The sequence below is a fragment of the Pseudomonas sp. B611 genome, from assembly GCF_055407965.1.
Genome location: NZ_JBUZST010000001.1, coordinates 1 through 24,202, shown reverse-complemented (window position 1 = coordinate 24,202; position 24,202 = coordinate 1). Strand labels below are relative to the sequence as shown.

The window sequence follows — 24,202 nt, the reverse complement described above, 5'->3', positions numbered from 1 at the left end:
GCAGGATCAATGGGCGTGCTCGGCCGAGCCTTTGCCCAGTTCGGACTTGAGGATGAAGCTGCCAGCCGTCGCCACTTGCGCGCCGGCGTCCAGGCCTTTTCGCACTTCGACGTAGCCGTCTTCGCTCACGCCCAGTTCCAAGTGGCGGGTGACAAAGCCGTGCTCGGTGCGTTCGAACACCGAGGGTTTGTCCTCGACGGTCTGGATCGCGGCCTGGGGCACGGTGACTTTGGCTTGGAAGGTCTCGGTGGCCAGTTGCACACTGACAAACAAGCCAGGGCGCCAGGCATCATCAGGGTTGGGCACGCTGACGCGAACGGTGGCGGTGCGCGTCTGTTCGCCGAGCAGGTTGCCGACGTAAGCCACGGTGCCACTGACTTCGGTACCCATTTCGGTGGAGCTGACTTTCACCGGTTTGCCGACGCGCACCTTGTTCAAGTCCTTGGGAAACACGCCAAAGGTCACCCACACCTGGGACAGGTCCGAGAGGGTAAAGGCGTTGCTGGTTTCGCTGACCACTTCGCCGACGCCGAGGTGCTTTTCCACCACCACTCCGGCAAACGGCGCACGCAGTTCGTAGCGATTTCCACCGACCAGCACGGCACTGCCGCTCAAGGCTTTCATCTTTTGCCGGGCATTGTTCAGGGCGATTTCGGCTTCTTGCAGGGTTTGCCGCGCCAGCAGGTAATCCTGCTCGGCGGAGATTTTGTCCTGCCACAATTGGCGCTCGCGCTGGAAGGTGGTGCGGGCCAGCTCGACCCGGCGCTCGCTGGCGGCAAGCTCGCTGCGCTGGTCGGAGATCTGCTGGCTGGCGATCACCGCCAGCAGCTCACCTTTTTTCACCGCCTGGCCGAGGTTGACCTGCACCGCCTCCACCACACCCGCTGCACGCGGGACGATGTGCGAGGTGCGGTCTTCGTCGAAACGCACCTCGGCCGGCAACGTCAGCAGCGTGCTGAGGGAACGCGGTTGCGCCGGGGCCAATTGAATTCCAGCGGCCTGGATCTGCTGCTCGCTGAGTTCAAGTTCGCCTTCTTCTTCATCGGCGCTGGCAAAACCCGACAGCATCAGGCTCAAGGCGACGGCGAGCGCCACGCCATATGTGTTGTGCATAAAGGACTCCAGGGAAAATCAAAACCGGGCGAGGTCGCCGTAAATCCGTTCGATACGCACCCAGGCGTCGGTGGCTTGGGCGGTGGCAACGAGGTATTGGGTGCGAGCGGCGATCAGGGTGCGCTGGGCGTCGAGCACGTCGAGGAAGTTGAACTTGCCCATCTCGAAACCACGGGTGGCGCTGTCCACCGCACTTTGGGCGGCCGGCAGGATCTGTTGGTTGAAGGCGCGCACCTCGGTGTTCGCCGTTTGCCACAGGTCCAGGGCCTGGCGGGTTTCGGTGCGCAGGCGCAGTTCGGTGGCGTTGCGCAGGTCGCGGGCCTGATCGGCGCGGCGGCTGGCGGCAAGCACGTTGCCCTGGTTGCGGTTGAACAGCGGGAGCGGCATCGACACGCCCACCAGGTTCACCCGCTCACGCGCACCGGCGTCGTATTGGCTGCCGATGGACACGTCGAGGTCGGGAATGCGTTGGGCTTTTTCCAGGCCGACGCTGGCTTCGCCTTGCAGAATTTGCAGTTCCGCCAGGCGCAATTCGGCGGTTTGTTCGAGGCGCGCCAGCAACTGGGTGGCGGGAGGCACAGGCAGGCTTTGCGTCGCGACGGTCTGAAACTCGACGGTGGCGCTGCCGGTGCTGGCGGCCAAGCGGCGATAGGCATCACTGAGCCCCATTTGTGCGCGGTTGAATTCCAGGCGGATTTCCGACAATTGCACCTGGGCGCGGGTGGCTTCCACGGGAGAGGTTTTGCCTGCCGTCACGCGACCGTTGGCAACCACCAGTCCGCGTTCGGCCAAAGTCAGAGAGCGTTGGGCCAGGTCGAGGCGTTCCTGCGCGCGCAAAGCGCCGTAGTAGCTGTCGATCACATCCGCGCGCAGGGTGTTGCGGCGCTGCTCCAGAGCCAGCGCGGCGGCATCCTGGGCGCGACTGGCCACATCAATGCGCGCGCCGCGTTTGCCGCCCAGCTCCAGGGTCTGGCTCAGTTTGATGCTGGTGGTGCGCGTGTCGCGGCGGGTGTCTTCGGCATCCACGGACAGCACCGGGTTGGGGATCAGCCCGGCTTGCTGGCGACCGCCCTGGGCGATGTCGATTTCCCACTGCGCAGCGGCCAGGTCGGGGTTATTGGCGAAGGCCGTCTGCAGCGCTGAATCAAGCGTAAGGGGTTGTGCCTGGGCAGCGCTGCTGGCTACCCACAACAGCGCCGCCCCCAGAAGGTTTCTAACGGAAATTGGCATATCAAGAGTTCCACGCCCATGAAGTACAAGCGGGTGGAATGTAGCGTTCGCGACTTATCAGGGCCGTGGAGGAAAGATTACAAATCCGACAGCAATGGCTCTGGGCCGGGCGCTGAGGGCGAGCGCCGCTGATCGCACCAAAACGGCACATCAGCACTGGGCCAGCGCGGTATCAGGTATGCTTTTCGAGCAGGAAACAAAAAGAAACAATTTTCCCAACCTGTTCGATAAGGAGTCCCGTCTTGGAGTTATCGACTGCCGCGTGGATGGTTCACGACACCCGCCTCATGCTCTGCGTACTGCTGGCCATCGCCAGCATCATCGTGCTGATCAGCGCGACCAAGTTGCCGCCGTTTCTGTCGATCCTGATCGGCACTTTTATTGCCGGCGTCGGCGCCGGGCTGCCGCCGGAAGAAGTGGCCAAGGCGTTCAGCAAGGGCGCCGGGGCGATCCTCGGTGAAGCCGGGATCATCATTGCCCTGGGCTCGATGCTCGGCGCACTGATGGCCGAATCCGGCGCGGCCGACCGTATCGCCACCACCCTGCTCGGGCTGGGCAAGGGCAAGTCGTTGCCGTGGGTGATGGCGCTGGTGGCCATGGTGATCGGCTTGCCGCTGTTCTTCGAAGTGGGCCTGGTGATGATGGTGCCGATCATCTTTGTGATGGCCAAACGTTCGAACCAGCCGCTGTTGAAAATCGCCATTCCGGCACTGGCGGGCATGACCACCCTGCACGCCCTGATGCCGCCGCATCCGGGGCCGCTGATTGCGGTGGGTGCGCTGCACGCCGACTTGGGCCTGACCATGTTGCTGGGCTTTTGCCTGGCGGTGCCGGCGGTCATTCTGGCCGGGCCGATCTATGGCAACTGGCTGTCCAAACGCCTGCACGTCGATGAACCGGCCGACATTGGCGCACTGTTCAGCGCTCCGCCCAAGGCACCACGCCAGCCGAGCTTTGGGGTGTCATTGCTGATCATTCTGTTGCCGGTGATTCTGATGCTCGGCAGCACCTTGGCCAAAGTCGCCATGGCACCGGAAAATCCAGTGGCGCTGACGTTGAAGTTCCTCGGCGAACCGCTGATCGCCCTCGGCCTGGCCGTGATCGCCGCCGTCATCTGCCTGGGCTGGGCCGCCGGCATGCCGCGTGCGGACGTCGGCAACACCCTGCGCAAAGCCCTCGCCCCCATCGCCGTACTGCTGCTGACCATCGGCGCCGGCGGCGGCCTCAAGCAAACCCTGTTGGACGCCGGCGTAAGCCAGACCATCAGCAAGGTCGCCGAAGGCGCGCACATGCCGTACCTGCTGCTGGCCTGGTTGATCGCCGTGGCCTTGCGCCAGGCCACCGGCTCGGCGACGGTTGCCACCACCACAACGGCGGGCATCCTCGCGCCGATGATGGCGGGGTTGGCGGCGACACAAAGCTCACTGGTAGCGCTGGCGATTGGCGCGGGCTCGGTGTTCTTTTGCCATGTGAACGATGCGGGGTTCTGGATGGTGCGGGAGTATTTTGGGTTGCAGTTGAAGCAGACGATTTGGGTGTGGTCGGTGTTGCAGACGATTGTTTCAGTGGTCGGGCTGATCGGTACATTGTTGCTCTGGCACTTCTTGACCTGACAACGTCGTATTGAGGGGGAGTTCGCTTCCCCTCATGTCGTCACGCGTGCAAGACGAAGCGAGCATCGAGCTTGCCGAGCAGCTCAAACGTGTTCATGTAGGGCACGCCAAACAGCGAGCACACGTTAGGGATCGTGAATTTGCGTTTGATGTCGAGGTTATAGACTTCATGGCTGACAACAACAGCGCCCGTTGTCATCGCCTTGGCGATCAACCAGGGATCTGCGCCCTCAAGAAACTCCTCAAAGGCTCCCGCCTTCATCACTGACGCCTGCTCTGCAATCTTTTCGACGATATGCCCAAATGCAGCCTGGGTAGGCTCATCGCTCGCATCTTCGAAGAGCTGCGTGTTGCCTTTAACCCACTCGGTCAGATCGTCATTGCCCCTGGCCAGCTCATCTCTGACCTGTACGATACTGGCAATCTCCAGCGCCTGATGCTGTTGAAGAATCCATGCCCAGTAGCCAGGGCAAATTGTCATCCCGTAATACCGGTTCTTGGCCTCGATCAGCGTATTCGAATCCAGTAGATGCTTCATGCCGATAGCTTCATCCCGTAGGCCTTCAATTTGGCAGGTTGTACACCCAGCAGCTTTCCGGCGTCTCGTAGCAAAATCCGGCCGCTTTGCGCTTCTGCCAGAACGGCCTTGCTCAACCGGGTGCTATTTCTCACTGCCGCCGTGCGGTAGTAGTCCCCTCCGCCACCGCCTTTATCTCGATACGCCTGCAGGATCCGACGGTAATAGGAGCCGTATTGATCACTGCTGATATAGCCAAGATCACGGGCACGACGAGCAATCACTAACGCACTGACGTGAAAGAGAGCGGCCAGGGGCACCAGGTTTTCTTCCCAGTACACATCCGAAACCCAGCTCGCGCGAAAGACGAGTTCCGGCGCCAGGAATTCTCCCGCCACCGCATTGCAAAAAGCTTCTTCCTGCCGGGCACTTTGCCTGCTGCCATCGGATACACCCGTGCTACCAATCCAGATATGCGCCAGTTCGTGCATCAATGTAAAAAGCCGGGCCGCAGGAGCGTCCGCGCTGTTTATGAAAACCACGGGGGCCATGGCGTTGCTGATGGCAAAGCCTCGAAACTCGCTCACATCAAGCTTGCGATGAGTATTTCCCAACGCTACGCCGCTGCGCATCACGAGAATACCGGCATCCTCCGCGCCGCTCACCAACGCCCTCACGTACTCCTCATAACCCATACGAGCAAAAGCATCCGTTACGCCGAGTACACGACGAATATCTGCAACTACATCTTCGACGGGGGAGCGGCTATTGAAACTTCCTACGAAGGACAGCGGGGAACGCTCGTGATCCTGCAAGTATTCCAAGTACCAGTCTTGCTTGCGGAGCACGTCCCTGACGGTATCCAGCAAGTTCAAGCTAGGTGTGCCGGAAAAAACACCGCCCACTGTGCGCAGGTCGGGAATCGGAAGATGCTCTTGCGGTAGGGCCTTGAGGAAGAGAAAACCAAATGGGATGTGTGCAATCACGGCCCATTTTTGTGCCTGAGTAAACGTCGGAAGGCTTTGACCACCTTCCCACGCTTTGATCCGCTCCGTTTTGACGGTGAGGCCTTTGGCAACCTCCGCTTCAGACAACCCCGCCCGCTGGCGAGACCAGGACAGGATTGCAGGGTTGATGAAGGCAGGCTGAGTCATAAGGGATACGTGCCAGTCAGAGGTGGGCCTGACTATAGGAGTGGCCGCAAATACCCGTCAATTGATGGCCCTAGGCGTCTTTTGTAACCGCATCCAACGGGTGGCGCTTGCCAAACAACGCCACACACCCCACCCCCACCGCCCCCATCACCACGCAATACCCCACGCAAATCCACGGGCTCGTCGGCATCAACGCAATCAACAACAGTGGCGTGGTGCTCGCCCACAGCGCGTAGGCAATGTTGTAGGTAAAGGAAATCCCCGACACCCGCACCGGCGCCGGGAACAGACCGACCATCACCGACGGCACCGCGCCCACCACGCCACAGCTCAAGCCCGCCACGGCGTACGCCGCGCCCAGCCAGAGGCCGCCGTTGATCAGGCTGGCGTAGAGCAGCGCAATCCCCACCGGCAGCAACAGGCTGTAGACCCGCACCGCGCGCCAGGCGCCGATGCGGTCCACCAGCAGGCCGGCAAGGACGCAGCCGATATTGAGGAAGACGATGCCCAGGGCGCTCAAGGCGAAGGTGTGGCTGGGGCTCATGCCGAAGGTTTTTTGCATCATGGTCGGGGTGATGACCACGAGGACGACCACGGCGGAGGTGAGCACGCAGGTGAGGATCATCGCCGGCAGCAGCACGGCGCGGTGGTCGCGCAGCACGGTGCGCAGCGGCAGTTCGGCGGCGGCTTGGCGGCGGGCCTGCATTTCGAGGAACACTGGGGTTTCGCTGAGCCAGCGGCGCAGCCATACGCCGATCACACCGAACACGCCGCCGAGTAGGAAGGGGAAACGCCAGGCGTAGTCGAGGATCTCGGCGGCCGTGAAGATTTGCGCCAGCAGCGTGGCGGTGAGTGCGCCCAGCAGGTAGCCGAAGGTCAGGCCGGCTTGTAGGAAACCCAACGCGTAACCACGGTGATGAACCGGTGCGTGTTCGGCAACGAAGGTCCAGGCACTGGGCACTTCGCCGCCGACGGCGGCTCCTTGCAGCACGCGTAGAAACAGCAGGATCAGCGGTGCGAAATAACCGATTTGCGCGTAGGTCGGCATGATGCCGATCAGCAGGCATGGCAGCGCCATCATCAGGATGCTCAGGCTGAATACGCGTTTGCGTCCCAGGTGGTCGGCGAAGTGCGCCATCAGGATGCCGCCCAATGGGCGCGCCAGGTAGCCGGTGACGAAGATGCCGAAGCTTTGCAGCAGGCGCAGCCACTCGGGCATTTCCGGGGGGAAAAACAATTGGCTCAAGGTCAGCGCAAAAAACACGAAGATGATGAAATCGTAGATTTCCAAGGCCCCGCCCAAGGCGGCCAGGCCCAGGGTTTTGTAGTCGGAGCGGGAAAAGCGCTGCGCCTGGGGGGCAAGGGTGGCAGTCATGTGAAGGCTCGGCAGACAAACAAAATGGCGTGCAGGTTATGAGCTGGGCCGGATGATGGCAATCGCCGCAGATATATTTGTTTTCCTCATGGATCGATGAAGATAACTGCATTCCCATATCAATGGCCGTAGCGGAACATGCCGGAAAATTGCCTGCCCCATAATAAATACAAGAGGAATGACTCGTGGCCGATGCTATCGAAGAAAGCCGCTATGCCCGCTTTGCCCTGCGCTGCTCCAACTTCGCCGAACGCTGGTTCCCGGATTCGTGGGTGTTTGCCGCCCTCGCCGTGATCATTGTCGCGGTGGCGACCCTGGGCATGGGCGCCGCGCCGACCGAAGCCGCCAAGGCCTTTGGCGATGGGTTCTGGAGCCTGATCCCGTTCACCATGCAGATGGCCTTTGTGGTGATCGGTGGGTATGTGGTGGCCAGTTCGCCGCCGGCGGTGAAGCTGATTGACCGGCTGGCGCGCATCCCGAAGAACGGCCGCTCGGCCGTGGCCTGGGTGGCGTTGATCTCCATGGTTGCGTCCCTGCTCAACTGGGGCTTGTCCCTGGTGTTCGGCGGCTTGCTGGTGCGCGCGTTGGCCCGGCGTACGGACTTGCGCATGGATTACCGCGCGGCCGGCGCCGCGGCTTACTTGGGCCTGGGGGCCGTGTGGGCGCTGGGGCTGTCGTCATCGGCCGCGCAGTTGCAAGCCAACCCGGCGAGTTTGCCGCCGTCGATCCTGTCGATCACCGGGGTGATCCCATTCACCGACACGATCTTCCTGTGGCAATCCGGCGTGCTGTTGCTGGCGCTGATCGTGGTGTCGCTGATCATCGCCTACGCCACCGCGCCCGGCCCGAACAGCGCCCGTGATGCCAAGGCCTGCGGCGTCGACCCGGCATTCAACCTGCCCAAGCTGCAAGCGCCAACGCGCCCCGGCGAATGGCTGGAACACAGCCCGTTGCTGACCATCCTGCTGGCGCTGCTGGCGGCGGGTTGGCTGTTCCATGAGTTCTCGACCAAGCCGGCGATCAGCGCGATCTCGGGGCTGAACACCTATAACTTCCTGTTCATCATGGTCGGCGCACTGCTGCACTGGCGCCCACGCAGCTTCCTCGATGCGGTGGCGCGGGCGGTGCCGACCACCACCGGTGTGCTGATCCAGTTTCCACTGTACGGCTCGATTGCGGCGCTGATGACCGTGGTCAAGGGTGGCGACGGCCAGACCCTGGCGCACCACATCTCGACGTTCTTTACGTCGATCGCCTCCCATGACACCTATGCGCTGCTGATGGGCGTTTATTCGGCGGTGCTGGGCTTCTTTATTCCGTCGGGTGGTGGCAAGTGGATCATCGAAGCGCCGTACGTGATGCAGGTGGCCAATGACCTGCAATATCACCGGGGCTGGGCGGTGCAGATCTACAACGCGGCCGAAGCGCTGCCGAACCTGATCAACCCGTTCTATATGCTGCCGCTATTGGGTGTGCTGGGGTTGAAGGCCCGGGATTTGATCGGATTTTCGTTTGTGCAGTTGCTGGTGCATACGCCGTTGGTGTTGTTTTTGCTGTGGGCGTTGGGGACGACGTTGAAGTATTTGCCGCCGGTGATGCCTTGAAAGCATCGTCTGATTAGACGCGTGGGGTTGTCCTACTCCAGACAAGGGCAACTCCTGACTCCGGCCACCAGTGCCTTTGATTAACCTGACTCGGATTGCTCCCCACAACACACTGAGGAAACCCGATGACGCCCCTATCCAAATCACTGGAAGATCTGATCACCGATATTTACAAGGACGACAACGTTTCGGTTACCGAGTACAGGACCTTGCGAGACGACGCCGATCGCCGCATGGCGACCGTTATCAAAGAGTTTGGTCTGCATAACAACGTGACAGCCTTCCAAAAAGCAATGGACGTGGCGATGCAACTCTTGCAGACCTGCGTCATCGACGCAAAGAAGGCCAAGCTCACCGACACCGGCGAGGCGATCCTCAAGGACGCGATGACGGCTCAGGTGGAGTACTTGCGCGCAGGCAGCCAACTGGTACTGCGTATGTTGTAATCCCCTGACCCAAACCACTGTCTTCGTTCCGTCACATTGCATTGCTACCGTCCTGCGAAATATCTTGCAACATCTCGCCAGGGACTCCCGCAATGACCGATGAGCACGAAGACCGCCCCTCCTCTGATTCCGCAGATCAAGCGCCGGTAGACAGCAGTCGCCGGCGTTTCCTGGGAGGCGCGGCGGTGCTGGGGGTCGGGGCGACCTTGAGTGCCTGCGGTAACGCCAACGAAGCACCAGGCAAACCGGTGACTCGCCCACTCACCGCCCAGGAGCTGGACAAGGCCCTGCGCGACCAGGTGAAAACCGTGGTGGTGATCTATGCCGAGAACCGCAGTTTCAACAACCTGTTTGCGGACTTCCCCGGCGTGGAGAAACCGCTGTCGGCACTCAGCGCAGCCGACGCTCAGCAACGCGACCGCGACGGCAGCCTGCTGACCACCCTGCCCCCGGCCTGGGGCGGTGTGTTGCAAGTCGGGCCGCAAAGCGTGGACGGGGTGACGTACCCCAGCGAAGTGCAATACCAGCAAAACCTGCCCAACGCACCGTTCGCCCTCAAGGGCCCGAACGCCGAAGACCTGCCCTTGAGCCTGGTCACCCGCGACTTGTGGCACGTGTTCTATCAGAACCAGATGCAGATCAACGGCGGCAAGAACGATAGCTTTGTCGCGTGGGGCGATTCCGGTGGGCTGGTGATGGGTTATTACGCCCAGAGTCGTTATTCCCTGCGCCTATGGGATGTGGCCAAGGAGTTTGTGCTCTGCGATAACTTTTTCCAGGGCGCCTTTGGTGGCTCGTTCCTCAACCACCAGTACCTGATCAGCGCCACCGCGCCGTTTTATCCGAACGCCACGCAGTCCGTGGCCAAGGCGCAGATTGCCACGCTGCAAAGCGATGACCCGACCGACACGCGCCTGAAACCCTTGGACAAATCCCCGGCCAGCGCCATGACCGGCGCGCCGCAGTTCGGCCCCAGCGCGCTGACCCCGGACGGTTACGGTGTGAACACCCTGGCCCCGCCCTATTGGCCGACCTGGATCCGTGACCCGGAAAACCCGGATTACTCCAAGCCCGACCTGCCCAACGTGCTGGTACCGCAAACCCACGAGCATATCGGCGACAAACTATCGAAAAAGAATGTGGACTGGGCCTGGTACGCCGGCGCCTGGCAAGCGACGCTGGACCAGTTCAAGGACTCGGGCGGTATCCCGAAGATTCCGAACTTCCAGTATCACCATCAGCCGTTCAACTATTTCAAAAAGCAGGGGCCGGAGAACCGTGCCGAACGGGACAAGCGCCTGCGCGATGGCGGCTTGGGTGATGAGTCGAGCACCAACAGGTTTTTTGCCGATGCCCAGGCCGGCAAGTTGCCTGCGGTGACCTTCTACAAACCTCAGGGCAACCTGAACATGCACGCCGGTTACGCCGACGTGGCCTCGGGTGACCGCCATATCGCCCGCGCCTTGAAGGTGCTGCAAGAAAGCCCGCAGTGGAAAAACATGGTGGTGGTGGTCACCGTGGATGAAAACGGCGGCTGGTGGGACCACGTTGCACCGCCCAAGGGCGACCGCTGGGGCCCTGGCACGCGGATTCCGGCGCTGGTGGTGTCGCCGTTTGCACGCAAGGGCACGGTGGACCATACGGTGTACGACACGGCGTCGATCCTGCGTTTGATCACCCGCGTGTTCCAACTGGAAACCCTCGACGGCCTCAAGCAGCGCGATGACGCGATGATCGCCCGTGGCCAGAAGCCCATGGGTGACCTGAGCAATGCCTTGCAGTTCGAGGTGTAGGTTTTCTTATCCAATAGCGACACGCCCGGCGATTTCGCACGCGTGATGCCTGGTCAGCCGCTACTGTGTGGAGGTGGGTTTTCGCTGACTAGGAATCAACTATGTATAAACCGACCAGGTTGTCCTTCACCCTGGCCGCACTGATGGCCAGTGCGGTCGTGCAGGCTGACGTCGAAGTACCACTGGGCAGCACGCAACGTGTCACCCAGTTGTTCGCCTTCCCCAATAACTGCAACGTGATCTGCTTTCGGCCCTGGTCGCTGGAGCAGACGGCCGAGCATTATCTGACCCAGAGCCTGCAACGGGATGGCTACAGCCGCGCCAAAGTCAGCGTGAAGACCCACGACGGCCAGGTTGCCGCGACCTTCAGCGGCGTGCCCGACAGTTATGGGCAGCCCCTGACGGCCTTGCTCGCCACCGCCGACCTGGCTTACCAAGGCGCCAGCCGGCTCAACAGTGACGGCAAGTGGGCCTACAACTGGTACTTGTTCCTGCCGCTGGGGATGGCCCTGGAAAACCGCAAGAGCATCGAGCTGCTGCACTTCCCGCCGGACTATTCACTGACCCAGGCCCAGGACTACCTGGAATCGAAAACCACCGACCGCTGGGCCACGCTGCTCACCGACAACGGCATCCCGGCCACCGAAACCCCGGCCTACCAGACCATCATCGATATCGCGCCCATCGCTGCGCCGGCCAGTGCGGGCGCAGACCTGCAAAATGTCTACAGCTACTTCACCGACTACCAGACGCGCATGGTCGCGGAGCTGAGCCTTCACTCCAAAGGCTCGTTGCCGATGGTGGCGTTCGGCGCGCCAGTGCGCAATTGGGTGAAACAGCAATACGGGCAAACCGTGGGCGTACTGGGCCTGGCGCAAATCAGCCCGGTGACCGACAAAAGCGTTTCAGTACTGGGCGCCAACCACCCGAGTTACATCTGGTATGCGGCCGACCCGGCGACCTATGACGGCAATGAACAGAAGGCCGACGAGGTTGGCTTGAAGGTCATGGGCCAGGATTTGAGCGCCGCCTGCTGGCAGGCCGGGATGGGACAGAAGCCGGCGAGCGACCCGAATGTGCTGCTCAAGGCCTGCATGAACACCTGGCAGGTCACGCGCAAGGAGCAGACATGTGAATTGTTCTACTCCTCGGTGCGCGAATTCTCGCCAGAAAAAGCCAACGCCCTGTGCGCCACGCCGGCGATCAAGGCTCAACTCAAGCAGCTCAAGATCCCGGCTCCAGCGCTGTAGTCCGCACAAAAAAACGATTTCTACTGTCAGAATTGACAGTAGAAATCGGATTCAACTTCAGTGAGTCTTGAGCCGCGCCCATCCGCTGCAAGACTGGTAGTCAGCCACCACCCGCAGGTCGATGCAGCCAAAACCAAGGAGAGTTATGAAAACTCAAGCCATGGAAAAGGCTAAAACCGTCACGCCTGCCTGCCTCTACCCGTTCAAGTCGCTGTCCGTTGAAGAGGGCTACCCCTCGAACCGGCAGTTCCAGGTCGATCAACACGGCATCAAGGCACGCGTTCACTTCGACAGCCGCGTGCGTCTTGCCAGAGTCTCCGGCTGGGCCGTGGGCGAACGGCGCCGACATACCTTGCAGCTGTCTTCACGCATTCATCTGTACGACTGCTGGTTCTGCGGCCTGATGCTGCATTCGTGCAACCCAAACGTGTTTTTCGATTCAACCTACCTGGAGCTTTGGACCCTGCGCCCCATCGTGCCCGGCGAGCTGCTGACGATAGATTGCGCCTGCACCGAGGAGGTGCTGTGCGAACAGTTCGCCTGCACATGCAACGAATCGCGCTGCCGGCGCTGGATCACCGGCAGCCAGGAGCCGTTGAACGCCGCTGGCCAGGCGTTCATGGCCAAATTGCGCGACCGCAAACAGCCTTAAGCTTCACCCAGCGGGCGCAGGCGGTATTGCGGCGGCAATTGCTCGAAGCCACTGATGGTGGTGTTCAAGCTCTTCCAGCGGCCATCCTTGATGCCGTAGATGCAGCCATGGATCGACAGGCTCTGCCCACGGTGCCAGGCGTTTTGCACAATGCTGGTGTGACCGACGTTCGCCACCTGTTGAATCACGTTCAACTCGCACATACGGTCCACGCGCTCTTCTTCGGTCGGCAACTGCGCCAGCACGTCACGGTTTTCGTAATAGAGGTCACGGATGGTACGCAGCCAGCCGTCGATCAGGCCGAACTGGCGGTCCTGCATCGAGGCGCGTACGCCGCCACAGCCATAGTGGCCGGTGACGAGGATGTGTTTGACCTTGAGCACGTCCACCGCGTACTGGATCACCGACAGGCAATTCAGGTCGGTGTGCAGCACCACGTTGGCCACGTTGCGGTGTACGAACAGATCACCCGGCAGCATGCCGACAATCTCGTTCGCCGGAACGCGGGCGTCGGAACAACCGATCCACAGGTATTCCGGGGTTTGCTGGCGGGCCAGCTTGGCGAAGAATTCGGGATCTTCCTGTTTGATCGCATCCGCCCAGCGTTCGTTGTTATCAAGCAGGTCTTGTAGTTCGTTCATCAGGGAAAGCCTCAGGAATGATGCGCAGTTTTGTGACTGACAACCGCCGGTCCGGGTCACGCCTGGCGCAAATAAGCTTGAATCTTTGGGGCGTTGTGCCTGTCCACACACTGTAAGCCCAACAGTATGAGGATAGGCCATGACTGAATCACGACGCCCGCCGGAGCCTGTTGAGGACGATGAGCACAACCTGGCGGATTATGACTTGAGCATTGTCGACGAGGATGAGGTTGGCGCGGGGAATCGGTTGGATGAGGCCGAACAGGAAGATCGCAAACCTGTCGACGGCAATCGCTGATACACCAACCACCCCCCGGTAAAACTGGCCCCCTGTGGGAGCTGGCTTGCCTGCGATGCAGGCAACTCGGTACATCGGGCACACCGAGTCGATGCCATCGCAGGCAAGCCAGCTCCCACAGGGGGTCGGTGTTTACAGGGATTGTGGGTTTAGTCGACCAGGGTGCAAGCCATGACGACTGCGTCTTCACGGCCACCCACGGCGGGGTAGTAGTCACGGCGACGGCCAATCTCGTTGAAACCGTAGCGCTCATACAGGCGAAACGCGCCCGTGTTGCTGTCGCGCACTTCCAAAAAGCACTCCCGCGCACTGGCCGCATACGCCCGGGACATCAGATGTTCCAACAACGCCAACCCCAGCCCGCGGCCCTGGTTTTCCGGTTTGACGGTAATGTTCAGCAAATGCGCCTCATCGAGGATGATCTGCACCACACCATGCCCCACCTGCTGCTCGCCTTCGAACATCAACCAGATCTGGTATTTACCCAGCCCGTCGAGAAAAATCCCACGGGTCCAAGGGTGGCTGAACGCCGCGTATTCGATTTTCAGCACGGCGTCGAGGTCGGCCTCGGTCATCGGGCGGAAGGTTAAAGCCTCACTCATCGGTTGTTTTCCAGCGCGCCATCAGCCGGCGCATGGCTTGCCAGACATCAGCCTTACGCTGTGGCTCTTCCATTAATAATTCCAGGCCCGGCAGGGCCCATACCGAGCCCAGGCCTTCGACCTGCAGCTCGCGGTACCAGGCTTCGGCATTGGCTTCGCCGGCAAAACGCACGGCGGGCAGGCCGATCAGCCACAGGCACACGCAGGGTTCGTCTTCCAAACGCGCAGACACAAAACCTTGCACAAAATCCCGCGCAGCGTCCGGGCCCTGGTCCATGTTGCCGCGCACCAGCAACGGCCAGCGTACGGGGTCGCCGACGATCTGTGGGCTGTCGGGCAGGCCGGCGGCGCGCAGCATGTCCTTGAGCAGCATGTAGGCCGGGTCGCGGGTCTGGAAACGTTCGCCGGTGGGCAACTCCACCAGCAGCAGGCAGCGCCCGGCCCGCAGCAATTGCAGGGCGAAACGCGGTGGCGGCACCACCGGCGCCTTGGCCACCGGGGCAGCCTCTTCGGCCACCTTGGCGGTCTTGGTCACCGGCGACGGGCGCGGCACTTCGACCTTGGCCCGTTCTACAACGGGGCGTACCGGTGCGTCAGGCTTGATCACGGCCACCGGCGCGGCCGCTTCCTCGCCCGACGACTCGAACGCCTCATAGGGCTCAAGCGCCTGCAACAGCTCGGGCCGCGAGGGAGCGGCAAACGGCAGTTCGGTGCGGGGCAGCCAGTTGACCACCTGCATGGCGGTCAAGTAAGCGCGACGTCGGGACTCGATAAGCACAGCTCGGCCACTTGTGGATAAGTAAAGAGCGGGGATTCTACCGTTGTTCGGCAACAATCGCCCACTGCGTACTGACCGGCTGTGGATAAATCCCGTGCCTGATGCAGTACAATCGCGACTTTTCATCGCCAACCAGCCGGCCATTCCCATGATCGAACCCAAGCGCGTACTACGCGCCCTCGCCGAACACTGGGCATTACTTGAGCCACTGTGCGAACACTTCGACCAAGGCACCCTGAGCCTTGCCGAGCTGCGCGCGCAACTGGCCGCCCAACAACTGGACAGCACGCCACAGGACATCACCAGCCTGTTGGACGTGTGGATTCGCCTGGACATCCTGGTGCCTGTCGCCAAGAGCCCGAACCGTTTCGAGCTCAATGCACAGATCCATGACTTCCTGGCTTATCTTCGCAAGGAGCACCGGCTTGGCCTGTGCCTGGAAATCGAAGCCTACCTGCGCCACCTTGAGCGCCTGGCAGGTTATATCCAGGACGCTTTCGACATCCGTGATGGCCACGACCTGGCCCGCCAACTGCGCTTGCTGGACATGCGCGTGCGGGACGTGCTGAAAAAACTCGCCAACGACGAACAAGCCCTCGCTGCCGTGGCCGACCGCGCCAAGACCAGCGACCGGCAGATTCCGTTGCGCCAGCGGTATGCCGAGGTCCTGGCGACCTGGGACGAATATGTCGAACCGATGATCCAGCTGGTGAACGCCGACGGCGCCTTCGAGCAAGGCGTGCGCAAGGTGGAAAACGTGCTGCTGCGCCTGCTCACCGAGCAACAGCGCCTCGGCCACCTGGTGGACGACGACATGCTGCTGCGCACCCACGCGCGCATCCTCGAAATGCAGACCAGCGCCCAGCTAACCTTGCGCCATGCGCGGGAGCTGCTGTTGCCGCTGCGCGAAGAAGCGCGCCGGCACAACGCCGTGACCCGTGGCGCGGCACTGGCCCTGTCGGCGATCCGCCGCAAAGGCCTGGACGCGGTACCACAGGCCGCGATGCCGATGTTTACCCGTCCGCAAAGCACCTTCCTCGGCAGTGCCAGCCAAGTAGAAGCCTATGTGTATGCCCTGGCGAATTTCGAGCCGAAACCGGCAAAATTCCCCAAGGCGCACAAATCCCACAAAGGCGAAGCCCAGCGCGCACCGCGTACGGTCAAGGAAATGCTCGAACGCTGCGAAGACGCGCTGCCGATGCCAGACCTGATGACCTGGCTGCTGGAGCAGGAACCGGACGGCGCCACCGACGAATTGCTGTACTGGTTCTCACGGCTGTCCCGCGAAAAACGCTTCAAGCGCGAACGCCTGGAACGCCGCGACTACCACACCACCGAGCACCAGGTCAGCCTGCGCTCCTTCGCCCTGCTCCCGGCCACTGCTGATGCGGCCGAGCAATCTGCGAGTACACCTCATGCATCTTGATCTATCCGAACTGTCCCAGCTGGCGCCGATCTTTCGCGAGCTGTTCAAGGGTTACCACGTCAGCCGCCGCGACCCGGAGCTGTACGCGCAATTGTCGAACTTCCAGGACCAGTACCGCACGCTGTTCAAGGCCCTGGGCTTTGAACTGGTGTGCGACACACGCGGTTTCTACTACTTCGTGCCGGACACCGCCGTGGCCGCCGCGCAGGTGAACAAGACCGCGCAGCGCCTGGCACTGTTCACGTTCATCATTGTTGAGCACTTGGCGGATCAAGGCCGCGACCCGATCGCGGTGCTCGACGGTGGCAGCCTCGGCCGCGACGAGTTGCCGTCGCTGCTGGAGAAGTACCGCGACCTGTTTATCCAGGCCGAAGTGCAGACCCAGGAAGAACTCGAAGAAAAAATCATGCGCCGCATGACCCAACTGGGTTTTGCCAGCGAAGACAACGGTATCTATCGCTTCCTGCCGCCGATGCATCGCTTCCTTGATGTATGCCTGTCGGTGCAGCAGGACCGCGACCTCGCGGCCAGCGTGCACAGCGTGTTGCCACTGCCGGCGCCGGTGATCATCGATGAAGACAGCGATGAAAAACTGCTGAAAACCGATGACCCGCTGGACCTTAGCGACTTCGCCGAAGAAAGCGAAGAAGACGCCCTGGCCCGCGCCATTGCCGAAGAACAGGAGACCGACGCATGAGTAAGGAACGCTACGGCATCCGCCGCTTCGCCCTATTGAATACCGCAGGTTACAGCCTGGGTTTGTTCCCGCTGGAAGAACCGCTGTCGGTGTATGGCGCAAACAACCTGGGTAAATCCGCGTCGATCAACGCCTTGCAGTTCCCGATCCTGGCGCGCATGTCGGACATGAGCTTCGGCAAGTACACCCTGGAACAATCCCGACGCTTCTACTTTGCCAGCGACACCAGCTACATCCTCGTGGAAGTGTCCCTGCCCCACGGCCCGCACGTGATCGGCGTGGTCGGGCGCGGCCCGGGCGGTGGTTTCGGCCACCAGTTCTTTGCCTATGCCGGCAAGCTGGACCTGGCGCACTACCAGAAGAACGACACCTGCCTACGGCAGAAAGAGCTGTTCACCAACCTTGAGCGCGAAGGCCTGAAAGCCTACGAACTCAAGCCCGATGAACTGCGCCGTTTGCTGGTGGGCGGCCACACGTCGATCCCGCTGGACCTGACGCTGATCCCGCTGCGCTCTACCAGCGAGCAGAGCCTGAAGACCTTCCGCGCACTGTTTATCAACCTGCTGCACATGCGCGAAATCACCGCGGCCAAGCTCAAGCAGCTGTTCCTCGATGCGTTCGAACACAGCCTGCGCTCCGGCAGCGTGGATTACATCGCGGCGTGCGAAGAAGCCTTCCGCGACGTGCGACGCATGGAGCAGGACTACAACTCCCTGGTCGCCGCCGGCCCGCTGGTTGAAGCGCTGGCCAATGGCGTGCGTTTGCGCGACGTATTGCGCGGCAAGCTGCATCGCCTGTCGCCGCTGTTGGATTCGTTGCTGGGCACCTGGTCGGACTACGCCAGTGCGCGCAAGGAAGAACTGACCATCCAGGCCGAGCATTACCGCAACGAGCAGGACGCGCTGCAGAACGACCAGCGCGGCGGCACCCAGGAGCTGATGCGCCTGGAGCGGGAAATCAGTGGCATCCAGCGTTGGCTGGGCGAGCTGTCGGTGCTCAAGCATCGCTTTGCGCTGGTCGATGATGTGAAGGTGCTGGAGCAGCAATTGCTAGCGGCCAAGGACGCTCACGATGAACTCGCCGGCGCCTTGGCGCAGTCGCGGCAGTTCAGTGCCGAGGATTTGGACGAGCGCTTGCGCGAGCTGGAAAAACGCTTGAAGTCGGTCAAGCAGCAGCTCGACCACGCGGACAACAACAGCTACGCCAAACTGCGCGAAGAATTCTCGCAGCAGGATGTCGAGCGTCTGATGCGCCTGTTCAACAGTTCGCTGTTTAGTCTGCCGTTGGGCGAGCATGGCATCACGCTGGATGAGGACGGCCAGTGGGTCAAATCCCTGGAGCAGATCCTCGATGGCTTCAAGGGCGAGCGTTTTGAAGTGCCGGGGCTGTCCATCGACATCTCCCACATCGAACCGCCAGCCTTGCAGGCCCTGGCGGATCGTGCCGCGTTGCGCGACCAGAAAGAGCGTCTGGAAAAAGAACTCAAGCAACTCAAGACCCAGCAGGCTGTAGCGTCTGACCGTGCGGCGAGCAAGACCCAGACCGAAGCGCTGTACCAGCAGGTACTGGACGCGCAAAAGGCCCTGGAAGATTTCCGCCGGGCGCAAACCCTCAGCGCCGAAGAAGGCGAGAAGCTGGAAAACCTCGCGCAGATGGAAGCAGCGCAGGACGAATTGAAGCGTTCCAGCGATGCATTTACCGAGCGCGTCCAGCAGCTGTCGGCCAAGCTGCAACTGGTGGGCCGCCAGATCGGCGATATGGAAGCCAAGCAACGCACGCTGGATGACGCGTTGCGCCGTCGCCAGTTGCTGCCGGCAGACTTGCCGTTCGGCACGCCGTTCATGGACCCGGTCGACGACTCCATGGACAACCTGTTGCCGCTGCTCAATGACTATCAGGACAGCTGGCAAGGCTTGCTGCGCGCTGATGGGCAGATCGAGGCGCTGTATGCCCAGGTGCGCCTCAAGGGCGTGGCCAAGTTCGACAGCGAGGATGACGTTGAGCGTCGCCTGCAACTGCTGATCAACGCGTATGCGCACCGCACCGATGAAGCGCTGACCCTGGGCAAGGCACGCCGCGCGGCGGTCACCGATATCGCGCGGACCTTGCGCAATATCCGCAGCGACTACGACAGCCTTGAGCATCAACTGGCGCTGTTCAACCGCGAGATCAACAAGCGCCAGGTCTCCAACCTGCAAAGCTTCCGCATCGTGCTGGCGCCGAACAAGGAAGCCCTCAAGCATATCGACCAGATCATCCACAGCGCCGGTCAGTATGAAGAAGGCGAAACCCTGTCGGTGTTCGACCTGAGCCAGAGCGCCGAGCAGGACAACAAGAACGAAGAGGCCAAGGAGTACCTGGCCCGCCTGGTGGCTGCCAACCATAACCAGTTGGGCCTCAAGGATTTGTTCGAATTGGCGTTCGAGATCACCAAGGTGCATGGCCAGCCGGTGATTCACACCGACATCGACGGCGCCGCGTCCAACGGCACCACCATGACCATCAAGGCGCTGACCAACATGTACTTGTTGCTGCACTTGATGGACCGCGATCAGGCCGGACGTGTGCGTTTGCCGTACTACCTCGATGAGGCAGCGGACATCGACGAGAAGAACCAGGCGGCGTTGCTGGAAACCAGCTTGCAACTGGGCTTTGTGCCGATTCTGGCCAGCGTGAAGCCGCAGGTTTCCGCCCAGGTGGCGATTGACCTGGAAGGTGGCAGCGGGCCGAATGGGATCTATATCGATGAGGCGGATTGGAAGTACATCCGTCGTCACGATGTGGTGAAGGCGACGGTGAATGTGCAGGCGGATGAGCCGGAGTTGGATGAGGTCTGATTGGTTGGACTGAAATGAAAAAGGCCCCTGGGTGTGAATCCAGGGGCCTTTTTTGTTGCCTGTTCGGGCCTCATCGCGGGCAAGCCCGCTCCCACATTTGACCGAGTACATCCTTTGGAATGCAATCGAATGTGGGAGCGGGCTTGCTCGCGAAAGGCGCGCCTCGGTCTACTTGCCGAGCGGAATCTTAGGCGCCCAGGTCAGCCACTCATCCTCAAACTTGTCGAACAGCGGGAAGGTTTGCTTCGCAAGTGCGGCATTGCCCATACGATCGCCATCTGGCGTAGCGAAGGCAATGCCACCCGCGACCAGCGTCTCCAAGGACTCAGTACGCACCGTCGCCCCTTTGAACAGGCCGAAGTCGAGACCAAAGCCACTGGTGTTCCAGAAGCGGCTGCCGCTGCGTACCAGCGGAGCGTATTTAGGTTCGATCAGAATGTGAATCAGCACGCGGTCAGCGGTCTGGCCCAGCTCGTAACCGGTGACTTTGCCCACGGTGACTTCGCGGTAAGTCACGGGTACGCCTTCCTTCAACGAGCCACGGCGTGCGGCGCTGAGGGTGAGGCTCAGGCCTTCCTCCTGGTGAACGGCTTTCGGCGGTTCATCCAGCGCTACGAAGCTCTTTTGCGGGCCGGCGTTTTTCACCGCGGGCTGCACTTCGATGTACTGGCCGGTGACCAGGGTTTCCAGGTTCGAGGTTTTCATCAGGCCCAGCTCAGGCTTGACCACCCAGAACTGGCTGCCCACGCGAGCAATGCGGTCCGCCACTTGGGTAATGCGCGCGCTGAGCAACACCGACTGCATGTCTGCGCTGAGATCGACGCTTTCGATCTTGCCCACATCCAGGCCTTTGAAGCGTACCGGTGTGCCCGGGCGCATGCCGTCGGCGCGATCGACCTTGATGGTCACCAAGGTGCCGTGCTGGTTGGCCGCCTCGCGGTCGGTGAACAGGCGGAAGCGCGGGATGCGTTTTTTCAACGGCACGTTCGGCTCAGGGGTTTCGAAGGCGATACCGCCGGCCATCAGGCTGGCCAGGGATTCACTCTTGACCTGGATGCCGCCGGTGAGGCCGCCGGTCAGGGTGACGCCGCTGGCATTCCAGAAACGCGTGGAGCCGTTGACCAGGTTCTCGTATTCCTTCTCGATGTGGACGCCGATCACCAGTTGCTTGTTCTTGCGCGAGAACTGGTAGCTCTGCACCGAACCGACCTTGACCTGTTTGTAGAGAATCGGGCTGCCGACATCCAGCGAGCCGAGATTGTCGGTGAACAACACCATGTGCAGGCCCGGTGAGCGCAGGTCCAGCGGTGGTGCCTTGGCGCGGGCGACGAATTCGCGCTGGGGGGCGCTGCCTTTGTCGCCGGGACGGATAGCGATGTAGTTGCCTTTGACCAAGGCCTCAAGCCCGGTGATACCGGCGAGGGAGATCGATGGCTTGACCACCCAGAACTGGGTGTCCTGCACCAGGTAGTCTTCGGCCAGCGGGTCGAGGGTCAGCTCGGCGTTGGCGCTGGACAGGGAGGGGTCGATCTTCAGGGTTTTCAGGCTGCCGACCTGGATGCCTTTGTACATCACCGGCGTGCGGCCAGCCTGTAGGCCTTCGAAGTCGGTGAGCTTGACCTTGACCTTGATGCCGGCTGCGGCCGCGTCGAAATCTTCGTACAGGCGGAAGGGCAGGCTTGGGTCCGTCGGTGGGCTGTCTTTGCGGTTCTCTGGCGTGGCGAAGGCGATGCCGCCGGCGACAATGCTGGAGAGGGATTCGCTGCGCACCTTCACGCCGGAGAGGTTCGCGTCGATGCTGATGCCGCTGGCGTTCCAGAAACGTGTGTGTTTGCGCACCAGGTTGGCGTAGGTCGGTTCGATGTAGACCTTGATCTCAACGGTACTCTGGTCTTCGGAGAGCAGGTAGCTTTTGACCTGGCCGACCTGGATCTGCTTGTAGAACACCGGGCTGCCGCGGTTGAGCGAGCCGAGGCGGTCAGCCTTGACGGTCAGGTGCAGGCCGGGCTTGGCGTCGGACAAGGGCGGCTCTTCGGAGAGCGCCTTGAACTTGCGCGTGGGTTCGCCATCACCGGGGCTGGCGGCGATGTAGTTACCCGAGACCAGGGTTTCCAGGCCGGTGATGCCGGCCAGGCTGACGCTGGGCTTGACCAGCCAGAAGCGCGTGTTGGTCTTGAGGTACTGGTCGACGTCCTTGTTCATCTCGATGGTGGCGATCACCCCGCGATTACTGCCTTCGTCGTCCAGGGCCAAGGCCTTGACCTTGCCCACCGTCATGCCTTTGTAGACCACTTCGGTCTTGTTGACCTGGATACCTTCGCCGCTTTCGAAGCGCACTTGGATATCGATACCCTGCTGGGTATAGGCGCGCCATCCCAACCAGCCGCCGATGATCAGGGCAATCAGGGGTAACACCCAGATGGCCGACCAGTTAGAGGCCGGGCGGGTTTTAGCTTTTGGCAAATCACTCATGGTCGTCGTCCGACTCCGTGTTATCCCAAATCAGTCGGGGATCAAAAGTTACTGCGGCAAGCATCGTCAAGATCACCACACTGGCGAACGCCGCAGCGCCGAGATTGGCCTCGACACTGGCAAGTCGCCCGAAGTTTACAACCGCCACCAGGATGGCGATCACGAAAATATCCAACATGGACCAGCGGCCAATGAATTCGATAAAGCGGTACATGACGATACGCTGTTGTGCGGACAACGGCTGATGGCGCTGCACGGAGAACAGTAGCAGACCAATGCCAACAAGCTTGAAGGTTGGCACCAGAATACTGGCAATAAACACCACGGCGGCGATGGGGAACATGCCGTGCTGCACCAATTCAATCACGCCGGCCATGATAGTGCTGGGGGCACCCTGCCCGAGGGAGTTGATCGTCATGATGGGCAAAAGGTTGGCCGGGATATACAGAATGGCTGCCGTGATCAGCAATGCCCAGGTCCGGGTGAGGCTGTTGGGACGTCGGGCATGGACCAGCGCGCCGCAACGGGTGCAGGTTTGCTCGTCGGTATCCGGCTCTTGCTTGTTCAACTCATGGCATTCGGTACAAATCAGAATGCCAGCATCAATCGCCCGCATGTTCATCCTCTCCTGACAGTGCTTGCCAGATCTGGTGCGGCGACATCACCACCTCAAGCAGGACCTGAACCATTAATAGGCTGACAAAACAGACCAGGCCCAGGCCGATGGTGATAGAGGCCATGTCGGCGAGTTTTACGATCGCCACCAGGACGCCCATCAGGTAGACCTCCAACATGCCCCAGTCTTTCATGTGGTGGTAGATACGGTAGAGCAGCAGCCCGTAGCTGCGCCCGATGTTCCAGCGAATGCTGAGCAGGACCGCCAATTGGCAGAGCAGCTTGAGCAGGGGAATGCCCATGCTGCACAGGAACACCACCACCGCAACGCCCTGCATACCCGTATTGAACAGGGCGACGACGCCACTCCACACGGTGTCCTCCGAGGACTGCCCAAGTAGATTGAGCTGCATGATGGGCAAAAAGTTCGCGGGGATATACAGCAGTAACGCAGCGATAACCAAGGCGAGGCTGCGCTCAACGACATTGTGGCGGTGAGCGTACAGCTCGTAACCGCAACGTGGGCATTGGGCTTTTTCGCCAAGGGCGAGCGCTGGTTTGCGCATCAGCAAGTCGCACTCATGGCATGCCACCAGGTCGTCCAGTGGTAAATCCGATACCTCGGGGGTATCAACCGGATCGGGCATAAATAGGGCTCGGACTCTAAAAAGGTTAGGTGCCTATTCTAGTGGTCTGGTTCAGAAATAACTGTGCAAATTTGTCGGTGCTTGTTTTGCTTTTCTCGCGCCCAAAACAAAACCCCATCTGCTTTCGCAAATGGGGTTTCGGAATTTAATCTTGACGATGACCTACTCTCACATGGGGAAACCCCACACTACCATCGGCGATGCATCGTTTCACTGCTGAGTTCGGGATGGGATCAGGTGGTTCCAATGCTCTATGGTCGTCAAGAAATTCGGGTACTGAGTCGTGACCAGTTGGTCTCGCTTCAGCAAATTGGGTATGTGACAGCTTTCGGTGTTTTGTGAGATCGAACTTTCGGTTCTATCGTCTTCACACACCGCAATCTGGTGCTCTTTCGCTTTTCAGCTCGAAGCATGCAAATTGCTTGGGTGTTATATGGTCAAG

General features: G+C 61.0%; 20 protein-coding genes, 1 rRNA gene and 1 pseudogene. 10 read left to right on the top strand and 12 right to left on the bottom strand.

From position 1 onward, the window contains the following. Positions 1-6 precede the first annotated feature (6 nt). Both ACZRMO_RS00110 and ACZRMO_RS00105 read right to left on the bottom strand, forming a co-directional pair. A complete protein-coding gene (locus tag ACZRMO_RS00110; RefSeq protein ID WP_463971504.1) occupies positions 7-1,113 on the bottom strand; it encodes an efflux RND transporter periplasmic adaptor subunit in 1,107 nt (368 codons plus the stop codon). Between the two features lie 18 nt (positions 1,114-1,131). Beyond that, on the bottom strand, positions 1,132-2,343 hold the full coding sequence (locus ACZRMO_RS00105) for a TolC family protein (RefSeq protein ID WP_463971503.1): 1,212 nt from the start codon (positions 2,341-2,343) through the stop codon (positions 1,132-1,134). Between the two features lie 242 nt (positions 2,344-2,585). On the opposite strand from ACZRMO_RS00105, the gene ACZRMO_RS00100 reads away from it, so the two are divergent. Further along, the gene (locus ACZRMO_RS00100; protein ID WP_463971502.1) at positions 2,586-3,956 is read left to right on the top strand and encodes a GntT/GntP/DsdX family permease; all 1,371 of its coding nucleotides are present in this window, start codon (positions 2,586-2,588) and stop codon (positions 3,954-3,956) included. A gap of 40 nt (positions 3,957-3,996) precedes the next feature. On the opposite strand, the gene ACZRMO_RS00095 is transcribed toward ACZRMO_RS00100, so the two are convergent. The 3 genes from ACZRMO_RS00095 to ACZRMO_RS00085 form a co-directional block, all read right to left on the bottom strand. Next, positions 3,997-4,494: a DUF4411 family protein gene (locus ACZRMO_RS00095; protein ID WP_463971501.1), complete on the bottom strand. Its 498-nt coding sequence runs from the start codon at positions 4,492-4,494 to the stop codon at positions 3,997-3,999. After that, positions 4,491-5,627 (bottom strand): ImmA/IrrE family metallo-endopeptidase, encoded by a 1,137-nt coding sequence (locus ACZRMO_RS00090; RefSeq protein ID WP_463971500.1) that lies wholly within the window; start codon positions 5,625-5,627, stop codon positions 4,491-4,493. The genes ACZRMO_RS00095 and ACZRMO_RS00090 overlap by 4 nt, the downstream gene beginning before the upstream one ends. Before the next feature lie 70 nt (positions 5,628-5,697). Continuing rightward, complete coding sequence (locus ACZRMO_RS00085) at positions 5,698-7,002, bottom strand: MFS transporter (protein WP_463971499.1); 1,305 nt, start codon at positions 7,000-7,002, stop codon at positions 5,698-5,700. A 185-nt stretch (positions 7,003-7,187) separates the two neighbouring features. Between ACZRMO_RS00085 and ACZRMO_RS00080 the strand changes: the two genes are divergently transcribed. The 5 genes from ACZRMO_RS00080 to ACZRMO_RS00060 all read left to right on the top strand — a co-directional run bounded on the left by ACZRMO_RS00080 (position 7,188) and on the right by ACZRMO_RS00060 (position 12,747). Next, the gene (locus ACZRMO_RS00080; protein ID WP_017737125.1) at positions 7,188-8,606 is read left to right on the top strand and encodes a short-chain fatty acid transporter; all 1,419 of its coding nucleotides are present in this window, start codon (positions 7,188-7,190) and stop codon (positions 8,604-8,606) included. Between the two features lie 125 nt (positions 8,607-8,731). Beyond that, positions 8,732-9,052, top strand: a complete 321-nt coding sequence (locus ACZRMO_RS00075; protein ID WP_463971498.1) for a hypothetical protein — start codon at positions 8,732-8,734, stop codon at positions 9,050-9,052. A 92-nt stretch (positions 9,053-9,144) separates the two neighbouring features. Continuing rightward, a complete protein-coding gene (gene acpA, locus ACZRMO_RS00070) occupies positions 9,145-10,845 on the top strand; it encodes an acid phosphatase (RefSeq protein WP_463971497.1) in 1,701 nt (566 codons plus the stop codon). Positions 10,846-10,946: 101 nt separating this feature from the next. Next, on the top strand, positions 10,947-12,095 hold the full coding sequence (locus tag ACZRMO_RS00065) for a hypothetical protein (RefSeq protein ID WP_463971496.1): 1,149 nt from the start codon (positions 10,947-10,949) through the stop codon (positions 12,093-12,095). A 145-nt stretch (positions 12,096-12,240) separates the two neighbouring features. Next, positions 12,241-12,747 (top strand): SET domain-containing protein, encoded by a 507-nt coding sequence (locus ACZRMO_RS00060; RefSeq protein WP_463971495.1) that lies wholly within the window; start codon positions 12,241-12,243, stop codon positions 12,745-12,747. Here ACZRMO_RS00060 and can read toward each other — a convergent pair. Then, positions 12,744-13,388 (bottom strand): carbonate dehydratase, encoded by a 645-nt coding sequence (can, locus tag ACZRMO_RS00055; RefSeq protein ID WP_003188288.1) that lies wholly within the window; start codon positions 13,386-13,388, stop codon positions 12,744-12,746. The two genes, ACZRMO_RS00060 and can, sit on opposite strands and share 4 nt — an antisense overlap. 172 nt (positions 13,389-13,560) lie before the next feature. On the opposite strand from can, the pseudogene ACZRMO_RS00050 reads away from it, so the two are divergent. Continuing rightward, positions 13,561-13,686: pseudogene (locus tag ACZRMO_RS00050) on the top strand (serine kinase/phosphatase); the annotation flags it as partial. A gap of 149 nt (positions 13,687-13,835) precedes the next feature. Here ACZRMO_RS00050 and rimI read toward each other — a convergent pair. Then, the gene (rimI, locus tag ACZRMO_RS00045; RefSeq protein WP_017737118.1) at positions 13,836-14,288 is read right to left on the bottom strand and encodes a ribosomal protein S18-alanine N-acetyltransferase; all 453 of its coding nucleotides are present in this window, start codon (positions 14,286-14,288) and stop codon (positions 13,836-13,838) included. After that, a complete protein-coding gene (locus tag ACZRMO_RS00040; RefSeq protein ID WP_463972107.1) occupies positions 14,281-15,027 on the bottom strand; it encodes an energy transducer TonB in 747 nt (248 codons plus the stop codon). The genes rimI and ACZRMO_RS00040 overlap by 8 nt, the downstream gene beginning before the upstream one ends. A 187-nt stretch (positions 15,028-15,214) precedes the next feature. Between ACZRMO_RS00040 and mksB the strand changes: the two genes are divergently transcribed. The 3 genes from mksB to mksF are packed head-to-tail and all read left to right on the top strand — an operon-like array spanning position 15,215 to position 20,026. Next, the gene (mksB, locus tag ACZRMO_RS00035) at positions 15,215-16,492 is read left to right on the top strand and encodes an Mks condensin complex protein MksB (RefSeq protein WP_124529477.1); all 1,278 of its coding nucleotides are present in this window, start codon (positions 15,215-15,217) and stop codon (positions 16,490-16,492) included. Next, positions 16,482-17,189 carry an Mks condensin complex protein MksE gene (mksE, locus tag ACZRMO_RS00030; protein WP_017529960.1) on the top strand — a complete coding sequence of 236 codons (708 nt, stop codon included), beginning with the start codon at positions 16,482-16,484 and terminating at the stop codon, positions 17,187-17,189. The genes mksB and mksE overlap by 11 nt, the downstream gene beginning before the upstream one ends. Continuing rightward, on the top strand, positions 17,186-20,026 hold the full coding sequence (mksF, locus tag ACZRMO_RS00025; protein WP_124529469.1) for an Mks condensin complex protein MksF: 2,841 nt from the start codon (positions 17,186-17,188) through the stop codon (positions 20,024-20,026). The genes mksE and mksF overlap by 4 nt, the downstream gene beginning before the upstream one ends. 168 nt (positions 20,027-20,194) lie before the next feature. On the opposite strand, the gene ACZRMO_RS00020 is transcribed toward mksF, so the two are convergent. The 4 genes from ACZRMO_RS00020 to rrf all read right to left on the bottom strand — a co-directional run bounded on the left by ACZRMO_RS00020 (position 20,195) and on the right by rrf (position 24,025). Further along, on the bottom strand, positions 20,195-22,498 hold the full coding sequence (locus ACZRMO_RS00020) for a PqiB family protein (RefSeq protein ID WP_463971494.1): 2,304 nt from the start codon (positions 22,496-22,498) through the stop codon (positions 20,195-20,197). Next, positions 22,491-23,114, bottom strand: a complete 624-nt coding sequence (locus tag ACZRMO_RS00015; protein ID WP_124529473.1) for a paraquat-inducible protein A — start codon at positions 23,112-23,114, stop codon at positions 22,491-22,493. Before ACZRMO_RS00015 ends, ACZRMO_RS00020 begins: the two co-directional genes overlap by 8 nt. Then, a complete protein-coding gene (locus tag ACZRMO_RS00010) occupies positions 23,101-23,760 on the bottom strand; it encodes a paraquat-inducible protein A (RefSeq protein WP_026136821.1) in 660 nt (219 codons plus the stop codon). The genes ACZRMO_RS00015 and ACZRMO_RS00010 overlap by 14 nt, the downstream gene beginning before the upstream one ends. A gap of 149 nt (positions 23,761-23,909) precedes the next feature. Next, a 5S ribosomal RNA gene (rrf, locus tag ACZRMO_RS00005) occupies positions 23,910-24,025 on the bottom strand. Positions 24,026-24,202 lie beyond the last annotated feature (177 nt).